Source organism: Comamonas sp. E6, from assembly GCF_001010305.1.
Taxonomy (GTDB): Bacteria; Pseudomonadota; Gammaproteobacteria; order Burkholderiales; family Burkholderiaceae_C; genus Comamonas; species Comamonas thiooxydans.
On the sequence record NZ_BBXH01000003.1, the window covers coordinates 64,640 to 77,068 of the forward strand.

Sequence of the window (12,429 nt, forward strand, 5' to 3'; positions counted from 1 at the left end):
TTCGTCTCATGAGCTTCATGCTGGACGATGTGGGCCTGACCCACAGCAACGGCTTTACCGCCCTGTCCCATATCTCCTTGTCCGCCATCCAGGGCGAGAGCATTGCGCTCATCGGCCCCTCGGGTGCCGGCAAGACTTCGCTGCTCAGCACCATAGGCACAGCCTACCTGCCCACGGCAGGTCGCATGCAGGTGCTGGGCCGGACCGCGTCTGCGCAATCCGCCGCCCGCGAACTCAAGGCTTTGCGCAGCCGCATCGGCACCGTGCACCAGGCCGCGCCCATTCCGCTGCGCCAGCGCGTGGTCACGGCCGTGCTGGCCGGCAAGCTCGGCCATTGGCCGCTGTGGAAGGCCCTGGCATCGCTGGCCTATCCGCAGGACATTGCGGGCGCGCGCGAAGCCCTGGCTCGCGTGCAGCTTGAGGACAAGCTGTTTGCACGCTGCGACCAGCTCTCCGGCGGCCAGCTGCAGCGTGTGGGCATTGCCCGCGTGCTCTACCAGCAGGCCGAGCTGATTCTGGCCGACGAGCCGGTCTCGGCCCTGGACCCGGCACTCTCGCAGGCCACGGTGCAGTTGCTGGTGCGGGAAGCCGCCGCGCGCAAGGCCACGCTGGTGGCCAGCCTGCATGCCGTCGATCTGGCGCTGGCCAACTTTGACCGCATCGTGGGCGTGCGCGATGGCCGCCTGGCCTTTGACCTGCCGGCCGCCCAGGTCAGCGATGCGCAGTTGCAAGCCCTCTATGCCCATGCCGATGGCAGAGCGGCCGACCTGCCCATGCTGCACAACCGCCTGGCTCAGCGCGATCCCGCCAGCGCCACGCCCACTCCCATCCAGGTGAACGCATGCCGGTAGACATGGTCGAGCAAGCCCGGCCATCACGCCGCGACCCCTCTGCTCGCGGCCGCCTGAGTGGGCTGATCCTGGCACTGGTCGTGCTCTGGCCCATGCTGCAGACCTCGGGCTTTTCGCTCAAGCCGCTTTTCGATGCCGACAATCTCAAGGTCATAGGCGGCTTTCTCGCGCAGTTTCTGCCGCCCGAAACCAGTGGGGAGTTCCTGGCCTATCTGGCTCAGGCCACGCTGGAGACCCTGGCCATCGCCACCGCCGGCATGGCGCTCGCCTTTGTGATTGCCGTACCCATGGCCTACCTGTCCACGGGCGCGGCACGCGAGAGAGTCACGCTCAACCCCATCGCCCGCAGCGTGCTCACCATCCTGCGCGGCATTCCCGAGCTGGTCTGGGCTCTGGTGTTCGTGCGTGTCTTCGGCCTGGGTCCTGCAGCCGGCGTGCTGGCCCTGGGCCTGACCTATGGCGGCATGCTGGCCAAGGTCTATGCAGAAATTCTCGAATCCACCGATCCCGCCCCGGCCCGTGCCCTGCGTGCCAGCGGCACCGGCCGTATTCAGGCCTTGCTCTACGGCCTGCTTCCGCAGGCGGCCAAGGAGCTGACCTCCTACACCGTCTACCGCTGGGAATGCGCGGTCCGCGCCTCGGTGGTCATGGGCTTTGTCGGGGCGGGAGGCCTGGGCCAGCTCATGGATCAGGCCATGAAGATGCTCAACGGCGGCGAAGCCGCCAGCATTCTGCTGGCCTTCATGCTGCTGGTGGCTGCGGCCGATCTGCTTTCCTGGTGGCTGCGTCGCGCGCTCGACGCCGCGCCTGCCGCGCGCGCCCTGCCCTTCGGCTGGCGAACCGGCACATTTGTGCTGGCGGCCTGGGCGGCGCTATGGGCCAGTCTGCGGCTTCTGGATATTGATTTCTCGGCGCTGTTCACGGCGGATGCCGCCGCCAGCATGGGCGACTTCGTGCGTGGCTTTTTCCCGCCCGACCTGAGCCAGCCCTGGCTGCTCAAGGTGCTGCAAGGCATCTGGGAGACCCTGGCCATCTCCATAGTCGGCACCTTGCTGGCCGCGATCGCGGGCCTGCTGCTGGCCCTGCCGCGCTGGCGTGCGCCATGGAATGTGGTGCTCAACGTGCTGCGCTCCGTGCCCGAACTGGTCTGGGCCACGATTACCGCGCTGGCCGTGGGCCTGGGCCCGTTTGCCGGTGCGCTGGCCCTGGCCCTGCATACCACCGGCGTGCTGGGCCGCCTGTTTGCCGAGGCCTTGCAGAATGCTCCGGCCGCTCCCGCGAATGCGCTCAAGCTCAGCGGCAGCAATCGCCTGCTGGCATTTTGCTATGGCACCCTCCCTGGCGCAGCGCCGCAGTTGCTGGCATACACGCTGTACCGCTGGGAAATGAATATCCGCATGGCCGCTATTCTGGGCTTTGTGGGTGCCGGCGGTCTGGGCCAGTTGCTGTACTTCGAGCTTTCGTTGTTCCACTATGCCCAGGCCAGCACCGTGATCATGGCCATGCTTTTGCTGAGCATTGCCGTGGACTGGAGCAGCGCCGGCCTGCGCCGCGCCATGCGTTGAGACAGTTGACGCGGCGCCCTAGCACCGAATCAGCTTCATCCGTTCCTCCATCACATCCGCCGCGCAGCCCCCCCAGATGGGCCAACGCGGCCGGCGATCCGGTCTGCATCCAGGTCTCGATGAAAGTTGAAACCTGAATGACTTCAGCCACACCTGGCACCGCTTAGCGATGCTGCTTCACACTCCCAGGGGCAGGTCGGCCTTCTTCAGCGTGCGCAGCACAAAGCTGGACTGGCTATGGCGTATGCCCTTGATCTTGTAGAGCTTCTCGCGCAGCAGGCGCTCGTAATCGCGCGTGTCCTTGACAACGATACGCAGCAGATAGTCGTACTCGCCCGAAACCAGATGCGCCTCCACTACCTCGGGAATGGTGGCCAGCACCTCACCGAACTTTTCCAGGGTGTTGTCCGAGTGGCTGTCCAGCGTGACCATGACCAGAACCGAATCGGCCAGTCCCAGCGCCTGCGGGTTCAGACGCACGGTATAGCCCTCGATCACGCCGGCCTCCTCCATCTTCTTGATGCGTGCCCAGCATGGTGATGCACTCAGACCCACGGCCGCGCCAATCTCCTGCAGACTGGCGCGCGCGTTAGCCTGCAATGCAGCAAGAATCTTTTTATCCAGAGTATCCATATCTTGGAATTTACTGCCAAAAATTCAAAAACAGAAAAATTTTCTGTAGCAACACTGTATTTACAGAATTTGAAGCAACATTTTCTGCACTGCAACATGCACACTTGAGTCCATGGAAGCACGTTTACCGACGCAGCAAAACCATTCAACATACCGCGCCGTTTACCGTCAGCATCCGGTTGGTTGATCCGCAATACGCATATGCAACAGGCCGCATCACTTAAGCACAGTGATGCGGCCTGTTGATATTTGGACTGCTCAGTCACTCCGGCAAACGACAGCGGCATGAAAAAACCCGGCCGGATTTCCATCGGGCCGGGTTTTCGGGAGCCGGCCCGGCGCACAAGGCACCTGGCGGACGCTCATGCTGTCTACAGGGCTCGCTGCGGAGCAGCATCGGCTTGCACATGCTTGCGCACCTTGCTAACCAGACTTTCGCTCACATCCGAAGCCTGGTTGCCCCAGCCCTTGCGCAGGAAGGTGGCCAGTGCGGCCACTTCGCCGTCGGTCAGGCGGTCGGCATAGCCCTGCATCACCAGATGCATGGGACGGCGCTCCGTAGCGGGCGATGAGGCGCCCTTGAGAATCACCGACACCAGCGGGCTGACATCCTTGCCCAGCACCATGGCATTGCCTTGCAGCTCGGGGAAGATCTCGGGAGCGCCCTTGCCGCTGACAAAGTGGCAGGCTGCGCAGTTGTCGAGATACAGACGAGCACCCAAAGGCATGTCGGGCGCTGCGGACTTCAGCAGCTTGGCCGTGGCTTCACCAGCTTCGTCAGCCCTGGCAACCGCAGTGCTGCGAGGGCCTGGCGTGGCCACTTTTTCAGGGGCTGCATCTGCGGCTTGGCCGTCCATGGTCTTGAGGAACTTGGCCATGGCGTTCAGGTCCGCGTCGGTCATGTACTGCATGGAGTGTTCGACCACCAGCGCCATTTCTCCGTTGGCCACCGCATGGGCGTTGCGGCCGGTTGCCAGATAGGCGGCCAGCTGCTCGGTGCTCCATTTCTGGGCACGCGCGTCCTTGCCGCGCAGCGCTGGAGCAGACCAGTCATCCACCATACCGCCGGTAAGAAAGCCGGAGTCGGACAGGCGTGTGCCGTTCTGCGCCATGAAGGCAGTGCGGGGGCTGTGGCAGGCTGCGCAGTGACCGGCGCCTTCGACCAGGTACTGACCACGAATCTGCTGATCGTCACCAGCCATGGGCTTGAAGTCTGCGTCACCCGACAGCGCAAGCCAGTTCCAGGCACGGATGCCGAAGCGCATATTGAACGGGAAGCTCAGGCTGGTGGCCTGTACCTCGTTCCTGACGGGCTTCACCTCGGTCTGGAGGTAGTCGAACAGCGCGCGAATATCGCTTTCCTTCATGAAGCGATAGTTCTCGTAGGGCATGGCCGGATACAGCTGCTGGCCATGACCACCGATACCGTCCACCATCGCGGCACGGAACTGCTCCAGAGTCCAGTTGCCGATGCCGGTTTCCTTGTCCGGCGTGATGTTGGAGGACCAGATGGTGCCCATGGGACTGTCAATGCCGCGACCGCCGGCCATGGGCTCGCCCCCCTTGGCAGTGTGACAGGCCATGCAATCACTGGCGCGCATGACATATTCGCCGCGGCCCGCTTCGGCTTTCCAGTCGGCGGCCAGCGCTTCATTCGCGGGTGTGGGCTTGAAAGGGACGTAGATCAGCGCCAGCGCCGCAACAGCGCCCAGAACGATCAGCGCAATCAGAATGCTGAGGATTTTCTTCATGTCTTGCTCTCCTCAGACCAGCGGACGTGGGTTTTTCAGATACATGGTGCGAATCGCATGCAGCGTCCAGTACGCCAGGCCGCCGACCATGCCGGTGGGGTTGTACTGGGTGTTCTGCACGAAGTTGCCAGCACCGAAGACGAACACGTTGTGCTTGTCCCAGGCCTGGCAGTAGCGATTGACCACGCCGTCCGTTGGCTTGTCGGACATGATGTGACCGCCGGTGTTGTGCGTGGTCTGGTAGGGACGCACGTCGAACTTGGCACCGATATTCTTGAAACCCGACTGCAGCAGATCCGGTTTCAAGGCGTTGCCCACCTCCTCGGCCTTGATCTTCTGGTACTGGGTCATCCGGATGTCGTTGTCCTGCCAGTTGAAGGTCATGCGCATCAAGGGACGACCATGTGGATCCTTGTAGGTGGGGTCCAGATCAAGATGGTTGTTGCGGTAGGACATGTGCGAGCCGTGCGTGCCGATCGACATGGAATGGCCATACCACTCGCCAATGCCCTTCTTCCAGCCCGCGCCCCAGCCCGGCGTGCCCTTGGGCAGCGGCATGGAACGGATGGGTTGACCATTCATGGTGCCCACGCGCCAGTAGGCGCCGCCAATGAAGCCCAGCTTGCCGAAGTCGTTCTGGTTGATACCGTAGTCGTCGATACACATGCCGTTGGAGCCGTGACCGATGAAGGGATTGAAGTTCTCCTCCTTGAAGAACAGGGTCACGCCACCATTCATCTGGTAGGCGTAGTTCTTGCCTGTCACCCCGGTGTTGGTCTTGGGGTCGTAAGGCTTGCCGATGCCGGAGACCAGCAGCAGGTGCACGTTGTTGAGCTGATAGGACGACAGAATCACCAGGTCGGCGGGCTGGAACACTTCCTCGTTCGTGTTGGAGTCGAAGTAGGTCACGCCGGTTGCGGTCTTGCCGTCTTCCGCGCTCTCCACACGCAGCACTTCGCAGTGCGTGCGATAGGAGAAATTCTTCTTGCGCTTGAGCGCATCCAGCACCGCCGTCTGGGGCGAGGACTTGGAATACTGGTAGCAACCAAAACGCTCGCAGAAGCCGCAGAAGTTGCAGGGAGCCATCTGCATGCCGTAAGGGTTCACGTAGGACGTGGACGCAATGCCGGCAGGCGCCGGGAAGGGATGCAGGCCCATGCTCCTGGCACAGGCTTCGAACTTGCTCGCGTCGTAGGTCGATGGCAGAGCAGGCATGGGGTACTCTTTCGAGCGCCAGCCTTCAAACGGATTGCCGCCGGCCTGGATCTGGCCCTTGATATTGCCGGCCTTGCCCGAGACGCCGGCCACTTCGTCAAACCGGGTGAAGAAAGGCTCCAGCTCGTCGTAACTGACGGGGTAATCCATCAGGTTCATGCCTTCCGGAATGATGGACTCGCCCCATTTTTCCCTCACATAGCTGCGCAGCTTGATTTCCTCGGGCTGAGGGCGCCACAGCAAGCCATTCCAGTGCGTGCCGGCACCGCCCACGCCATTCGCTGGCAGGAAGGAGCCCATCGAACGGTAAGGCAAAGCGATTTCGCTGTCGTCGCGGCGTACCGTCACGGTCGCCTGACGGGGATGCTGCATATTCTTCAGGCGCACGCCATAGGTCAGCTCGTCGATCTGATTGGGGTACTTGAATTCGGGCACCGTGTTCTGGTCGCCGCCGCGCTCCAGCGCCACAATTTCCAGGCCCTCAGCGGCCAATTCCATGCCGGCGATGGCGCCTGTCCAGCCCAGGCCAACGATGACCACGTCTTTTTTCTTTTCAATGCGTGCCATGACTCAAGCCCTTTCGCCCTTGATGGATATCGGCCCCAGCGGGTACTTCACGTTGTGCTGATCGACCCATTCGGCATAGCTGGCGCGGGCGCCAGGGAAGCCGATGTATTTCCAGGACTGCATGCCGTGGTTGCCGCCATGCAAGGGGTCGGCGAAATAGCCTTCCTTGGTATTGGCCAGCAAGGTGGTAAAGAAAAAGCTCAGTTCAGGGTCTAGCTTGATTTCGCCCTTTTGCAACGCGGTCAGAGCTTCGTCCTGCTGCTCTGCGGCAAGGCTTTTGAACTCCTTGCCAAAGCGCTCCGTGCAAGCCGCATTGAAGGCGGGAATGGCCTTGCGATAGAGCTGCGCAGGGTTCAGAGGCGATTGCCAGCCGCGATCGGGCGTGGCGGCCGGGTCGTGCGGGCCTTCCATGTACCAGATCTCGGCATTGCCGTAGTAGCCCTTGAGCTGGCGATCGATGAACACCGGCACATGAGCTTCGATCGCTCCAGGTCCATCCCCTTCGGACGGGATCAGGCGAGCTGTTGCTGCCAGAACAAAAGCCCACTCGTCCGCATTGAAGTACTCGGGCTTGTATGCATCCAGTTTGAACGCAGGCTCTTTGGAGTTGGCACGCATTGCCACGGCCGTTCCAGCCAGTGCGACGCCAGCACCGGAGGCGAACAAAAAGGATCTGCGGCTTGGTGGGGAAAAGTTGGACATTGTGCGATTCCTACATCGTGTGAACCTCGGCCATGCACAGCCAGTTGCGCGATGACCGAGTGTTCAGGTTTTTTGAATCAGCGGTGGGTTTGGGGTCAGGCAGGAAAAAGCACACACCCAAAGAAAATGCCCGCAAAGCGGGCACTCGTACGCAGAGTCAGAGCCTTTTTCAAGCCGGCCCATACCGCCTTAACAATTTGATAATAGTTGCGCTGACAAGTATCTGTACCGGGCAAGCAACTTGCCTGCCAGCAGGTCGTGGTTTTTCATTGGAGTGCGCAACTGGGGTTTTCACTTAGATATAAGACATAAGACTGCCTACCTACTACTCTGCGGCCCAAGACGCTGTCAGGCAGTGATGCCAGACTCAAGACGATGGAGAAGCCCTGACTCGCCCTTCACTGCTTACACGGCCAAAAGAGGGAAGGTGACGGCGAACTTTGTCGACACTAAGCCGGAGTCCGTGGCAATGAAAACCGGAACGTGGTGCCCTGTCCGCCACTCTCGACAAGATGAATGGAGACTCCGTGCAGCTCCAGCATCTGGTGCACGATTCTCAAGCCCAGGCCACCGTCACGGCGGGCACCACCTACGGTAAATGGACGCCTGAACAGGCCTTCGCGCAACTCTGGCGGGATGCCCGGGCCGGAGTCGCTGATCGTCACCTCCAGCTCTTGGCCCACTGCTCTTATGGCGATCCTGATCACCCCGCCTTCAGGGGTATAGCGCAAGGCGTTATCCAGCAAATTGCTCAGGACGCGCTCTATCATTCCCAGATCCGCACGAACTGCCGGAAGTTGAGGAGCAAGGTCCGCCTGCAAGGCGATATGGCGCGACTCTGCCGCAAGCTCGAACTTCTGGAAAACGTCCTGCACCAGATCAGCCAGGAAGAATGATTCGAGCTCCGGTTGCACAAAGCCGTATTCCAGTCTGGCCAGCTCGAACAGGCTTTGGGACAGGGCCCCCACCCTTCGACTCTGATCGAGCGCAATGCCAAGGTAGCGCCTGCGCTCTGCAGGCTCCAGGCTTGCATCCTTGAGCAGCATGGTCTCCAAATACCCATGCAAGGATGACAGCGGTGTGCGCAGATCGTGGGAAATATTCGCGATCAATTCCCTGCGCTCCTGATCCTGCCGCGTGAGAGCTTCCCATTGCTCGCTGATGCGCAGCACCATTTGCCGATAGGCAGCGTCCAGTACTGCAATCTCGTCACGGCTGTGATCGGCCACATCCGGGGAGCGTTCCGGCATCTCGGGAGGAGCGCCATGCATGTCAAACTGCCGAACCGACTCGGTCAGACGTCGCAAGGGACGCGTGATCAAGGTGAAGGCGACAAGGCCCGCAGCGAGACAGAGCAGCCCGACCATGCCAATCGACAGCAGTGCCGTCTTCAACACCGCATCTGCCGAGCCTCTGGCTGCAAGAAGATCATGGGCCTCGCCAAGCAGCACCACATAGATGAAGCCGACTTGCCGCCCGTTCACGCTCAAAGGGGCCGCACTGAAGACCTTGCGGCCATCGCGGCTGCGAGGATCATCGCCCAGAATCGGCAGCATCTGTCCATCGATGAATCGATGCACCGGCTCAAGATCGACCCGGTCGCGACGCAAACGCCCCTCGGGTGCCGCGTGGCCGGCAATGCGGCCGTCAGGCTCCAGCAGATAGACCTCCACACTTGGGTTCACCATCATCAGCTGGTTGAAAAGATTTCGCACCGCGTTAGGCATCAAGCCATTCGCATCGGTCAGCTGGGCATCGCGGGCAATACTCTCGGCGACGTCCCGGGACAAGGCTTGCACCACCTCCAGTTCATGCATGCGGTTGGAGCGAAGCTGCAGCCAGGCCGAGGTACCGCTGCAGACCAGTAGCAACACGGCAAACACGATCGCCAGCCGCTGGGTCAGAGTCAGGTTCATTCGCCCTCTCCAGTTTCAGCGAACTTGTAGCCGCGCCCCCAAACCGTGAGGATCCGCGTCGGCTGTGCTGGATTGACCTCCACCTTGGCACGAAGCCGGTTGATATGGGTGTTGACGGTGTGCTCGTAGCCCTCGTGCTGATAGCCCCAGACCGCATTGAGCAGGTCCATGCGCGAAAACACCTTGCCCGACTGGCGAGCAAAGAAATACAGAAGATCGAACTCACGGGGCGTGAGATCAAGACGGCGTCCGTTCAGGCATGCATCTCTTGCCACCGGATCCATGACCAGCCCATTGACCGACAGGCTGCCTGATTCCAGGCGCGCACTCAGAGCCAGAGCATCGACCCGGCGCAGCAGAGCCTTCACCCGTGCCACGAGCTCCAGAACGGAAAACGGCTTGGCCAGATAGTCGTCCGCGCCGATCTCCAGCCCCAGAATGCGATGCACCTCGCTGGAGCGGGCACTGATGATGATGATCGGCGTGTAGCGGGTCATGGCACGCGCACGCCTGCATATCTCCAAGCCGTCCACGCCAGGCAACATCAGATCCAGCACCAGCGCATCCCAGCCACCGCGCTCCAGATGCGCGAGGCCGTCATCGCCGCGGGCGCAATGCACCACCTCCAGCCCTTCGTCCCGAAGGTGGAGCGAAAGCAGATCGGCGATGTGGGCATCGTCCTCGACCAGCAGAATGCGACGGGCGAGAGTCATGGGTAATCAGGTCTCCGGCAGGGGTGGTTGATGCTGCACCGTGGAGCACAGCCACATGATTTCACATTGTGCTCAAACTGCTCGTGGGGAGTTATCACGTTTTTTTTAACTTTGCGTGAGGACTTCGGGATCGCCACTCCATAAGCTCAATGTCATCGAACCCAGAAAGCCGATGCCATGACCACCCGACGCCATATGCTGCTGGGCGCAGCAGCCTCCACCGCAGCGCTTGCCACCGGAATCTTCCAGCGCCACGCGACTGCAGCGACAGAGACCTTCGAAATCAGCTATACCGACGCCCAGTGGCGTGCCCGGCTCAGCCCTCAGCAATATGCCGTGCTGCGCCAGGAGGCCACGGAGCCGCCCGGCAGCAGCCCGCTCAACAAGGAGCATCGTCCTGGAACATTTTCCTGCGCAGGCTGTTCCTTGCCCTTGTTTGCCTCCTCCACCAAGTTCGACAGTGGCACCGGCTGGCCCAGTTTCTGGAAGCCGCTGGACAACGCCGTCGCCACCCGCAAGGACCGAAGCTACGGCATGGTGCGTGTCGAAGCGCACTGCCGGCGCTGTGGCGGTCACCTTGGCCATGTCTTCGAAGACGGACCGCCTCCCACAGGTCTGCGCTATTGCATGAACGGCCTGGCCTTGGCTTTCACGCCCAAACCTGCCTGAGGAGAAACAGGCCATGCTGCTGATCGTCCTTGCCTATCTGGGCGGTGTGCTGACCATCGTCAGTCCCTGCATCCTGCCCGTGCTGCCTTTTGTGTTCTCTCGCGCGAACCAGCCCTTTAAGCGCAACGGCCTGCCACTTCTGGCAGGCATGGCATTGACCTTTGCGATCATTGCCTCTCTCGCCGCCGTCGGCGGCGGCTGGGTGGTGGCGGCCAATCAGTATGGCCGCTGGCTGGCACTCGCTCTGGTGGCGGTTTTCGGGCTGACACTGCTGCTGCCGCATCTGTCGGAGCGGCTGACCCGCCCATTGGTGGCAGTCGGCGCACGCCTGTCGGAATCGGCACAGACCGGCGGTGCACCGCAAACAGGATCCTCTGTCTTGCTGGGAGTCGCAACGGGGCTGCTATGGGCTCCATGTGCCGGGCCCATCCTGGGACTGATATTGACCGGTGCCGCCCTGCAGGGCGCCAACACCACCTCGACCCTGCTGCTTCTGGCCTATGCCGCCGGGGCTGCGACTTCCATGGCTGCGGCTTTGCTGCTGGGGGGGCGGGTATTTGCCGCGCTCAAGCGTTCGCTGGGTGCCGGTGAATGGGTACGTCGCGGCCTCGGTGCAGCCATGCTCGCGGGCGTGGCCGCCATCGCCCTGGGGATCGATACCGGCGTGCTGGCTCGACTGTCAACGGCATCCACCGGCGGCCTGGAGCAGAAACTGGTCGAGCGCCTTAACCAGCCTCATGGAGAAGACCCCACGACCATGCGCGGCAATCCGGGCACGATGATGCAGGGCCCAGCCCTCGCACCCGCCGAAGGGGGCGCCATGATGGCTGCAGGAGCCGCAATGCGCATGAGCGGACCATCGAACAAAGCCCCTGCACTGCCCGATGAAGGCATCGCACCATCGCTGGGCGGGGCAACCCAATGGCTCAACTCCAAGCCTCTGAGCGGGCAAGACCTGCGTGGCAAGGTGGTGCTGGTGGATTTCTGGACCTACTCCTGCATCAACTGCCTGCGCACCCTTCCCTATGTGAAGGCATGGGCAGAAAAATACCGTGATCAAGGCCTGATCGTGGTCGGTGTGCACGCCCCCGAGTTTGCTTTTGAGCGCGACATCGGCAACGTGAGCAAGGCCATGAAAGACCTGGGCATCAACTATCCGGTGGCCGTTGACAACCAGTATGCAATCTGGCGTGCATTCAAGAACCAGTATTGGCCTGCTCACTACTTCATCGATGCCACGGGACGCATCCGCCATCACCACTTTGGCGAAGGCGGCTACGCAGAGTCGGAGCGGGTGATACAACAGCTTCTCCAAGAGGCAGGCAGCTCCCAGTCAAGCATGGGCCTGACGGAGGTAGATGCCGGGGGCGTTCAACTGGCCGCCAACATGGATGAGGTCGCGTCCCCCGAGACCTATCTGGGTTATGAGCGTGCCGAGAACTTTCTCTCCACACCCAAAGCCGTTCCCGACAGGACGGCAACGTATCGGGAACCGGAACAGCCCAGGCTGAACACCTGGGGCCTTGCCGGGCAATGGATGGTTGGAGCGGAAAGCGCCTTGCTGACCGGTCCATCAGGCAGCATCGTCTACCGGTTCAAGGCACGTGACCTGCACCTGGTGTTGAGCCCCGGCCCTGACGGAAAGCCCGTGCGCTTCAAGGTCCGCATTGACGGCAAACCACCCGGCACCGCCCACGGCGTGGACGTGGCCGCCGACGGCAGCGGCACTGTCACCGGCCAGCGGCTTTACCAGCTGGTGCGCCAATCCGGAGGCATTACCGAGCACACCTTCAGCATCGAGTTCCTGGACAGCGGCGTTTCTGCCTATGCCTTCACTTTCGGATAGC

10 protein-coding genes are annotated in these 12,429 nt (G+C 61.8%); 4 read left to right on the top strand and 6 right to left on the bottom strand.

The window, feature by feature from the left end; all coding sequences use genetic code 11:
• Positions 1 to 8 precede the first annotated feature (8 nt).
• Together CSE6_RS00700 and phnE are read left to right on the top strand one after the other, a co-directional pair.
• Positions 9 to 851, top strand: a complete 843-nt coding sequence (locus tag CSE6_RS00700; protein ID WP_059439680.1) for a phosphonate ABC transporter ATP-binding protein — start codon at positions 9 to 11, stop codon at positions 849 to 851.
• On the top strand, positions 842 to 2,416 hold the full coding sequence (gene phnE, locus CSE6_RS00705) for a phosphonate ABC transporter, permease protein PhnE (protein ID WP_059439681.1): 1,575 nt from the start codon (positions 842 to 844) through the stop codon (positions 2,414 to 2,416). Before CSE6_RS00700 ends, phnE begins: the two co-directional genes overlap by 10 nt.
• 177 nt (positions 2,417 to 2,593) lie before the next feature.
• On the opposite strand, the gene CSE6_RS00710 is transcribed toward phnE, so the two are convergent.
• The 6 genes from CSE6_RS00710 to CSE6_RS00735 all read right to left on the bottom strand — a co-directional run bounded on the left by CSE6_RS00710 (position 2,594) and on the right by CSE6_RS00735 (position 9,913).
• On the bottom strand, positions 2,594 to 3,049 hold the full coding sequence (locus CSE6_RS00710; protein WP_003062481.1) for an Lrp/AsnC family transcriptional regulator: 456 nt from the start codon (positions 3,047 to 3,049) through the stop codon (positions 2,594 to 2,596).
• A 371-nt stretch (positions 3,050 to 3,420) separates the two neighbouring features.
• Positions 3,421 to 4,800, bottom strand: coding sequence for a cytochrome c (locus tag CSE6_RS00715; RefSeq protein ID WP_059439682.1), 1,380 nt, complete (start codon positions 4,798 to 4,800; stop codon positions 3,421 to 3,423).
• A 12-nt stretch (positions 4,801 to 4,812) separates the two neighbouring features.
• Positions 4,813 to 6,582: a GMC family oxidoreductase gene (locus CSE6_RS00720; protein WP_059439683.1), complete on the bottom strand. Its 1,770-nt coding sequence runs from the start codon at positions 6,580 to 6,582 to the stop codon at positions 4,813 to 4,815.
• Positions 6,583 to 6,585: 3 nt separating this feature from the next.
• On the bottom strand, positions 6,586 to 7,284 hold the full coding sequence (locus tag CSE6_RS00725; RefSeq protein WP_059439684.1) for a gluconate 2-dehydrogenase subunit 3 family protein: 699 nt from the start codon (positions 7,282 to 7,284) through the stop codon (positions 6,586 to 6,588).
• Positions 7,285 to 7,733: 449 nt separating this feature from the next.
• Positions 7,734 to 9,200, bottom strand: coding sequence for a HAMP domain-containing sensor histidine kinase (locus CSE6_RS00730; protein WP_054075121.1), 1,467 nt, complete (start codon positions 9,198 to 9,200; stop codon positions 7,734 to 7,736).
• Positions 9,197 to 9,913 carry a response regulator transcription factor gene (locus CSE6_RS00735; protein WP_034382042.1) on the bottom strand — a complete coding sequence of 239 codons (717 nt, stop codon included), beginning with the start codon at positions 9,911 to 9,913 and terminating at the stop codon, positions 9,197 to 9,199. Before CSE6_RS00735 ends, CSE6_RS00730 begins: the two co-directional genes overlap by 4 nt.
• A 177-nt stretch (positions 9,914 to 10,090) precedes the next feature.
• On the opposite strand from CSE6_RS00735, the gene msrB reads away from it, so the two are divergent.
• On the top strand, positions 10,091 to 10,582 hold the full coding sequence (msrB, locus tag CSE6_RS00740; RefSeq protein ID WP_034382044.1) for a peptide-methionine (R)-S-oxide reductase MsrB: 492 nt from the start codon (positions 10,091 to 10,093) through the stop codon (positions 10,580 to 10,582).
• 13 nt (positions 10,583 to 10,595) lie between these two features.
• The gene (locus tag CSE6_RS00745) at positions 10,596 to 12,428 is read left to right on the top strand and encodes a cytochrome c biogenesis protein DipZ (protein WP_059439685.1); all 1,833 of its coding nucleotides are present in this window, start codon (positions 10,596 to 10,598) and stop codon (positions 12,426 to 12,428) included.
• The last annotated feature ends 1 nt before the right edge of the window (position 12,429 follow it).

Excerpts from the sequence above, each read along its gene's own strand:
- CSE6_RS00700 (WP_059439680.1), top strand. The coding sequence starts at position 9 with ATGAGCTTCATGCTGGACGATGTGGGCCTGACCCACAGCAACGGCTTT.
- phnE (WP_059439681.1), top strand. The coding sequence starts at position 842 with ATGCCGGTAGACATGGTCGAGCAAGCCCGGCCATCACGCCGCGACCCC.
- CSE6_RS00710 (WP_003062481.1), bottom strand. The coding sequence starts at position 3,049 with ATGGATACTCTGGATAAAAAGATTCTTGCTGCATTGCAGGCTAACGCG.
- CSE6_RS00715 (WP_059439682.1), bottom strand. The coding sequence starts at position 4,800 with ATGAAGAAAATCCTCAGCATTCTGATTGCGCTGATCGTTCTGGGCGCT.
- CSE6_RS00720 (WP_059439683.1), bottom strand. The coding sequence starts at position 6,582 with ATGGCACGCATTGAAAAGAAAAAAGACGTGGTCATCGTTGGCCTGGGC.
- CSE6_RS00725 (WP_059439684.1), bottom strand. The coding sequence starts at position 7,284 with ATGTCCAACTTTTCCCCACCAAGCCGCAGATCCTTTTTGTTCGCCTCC.
- CSE6_RS00730 (WP_054075121.1), bottom strand. The coding sequence starts at position 9,200 with ATGAACCTGACTCTGACCCAGCGGCTGGCGATCGTGTTTGCCGTGTTG.
- CSE6_RS00735 (WP_034382042.1), bottom strand. The coding sequence starts at position 9,913 with ATGACTCTCGCCCGTCGCATTCTGCTGGTCGAGGACGATGCCCACATC.
- msrB (WP_034382044.1), top strand. The coding sequence starts at position 10,091 with ATGACCACCCGACGCCATATGCTGCTGGGCGCAGCAGCCTCCACCGCA.
- CSE6_RS00745 (WP_059439685.1), top strand. The coding sequence starts at position 10,596 with ATGCTGCTGATCGTCCTTGCCTATCTGGGCGGTGTGCTGACCATCGTC.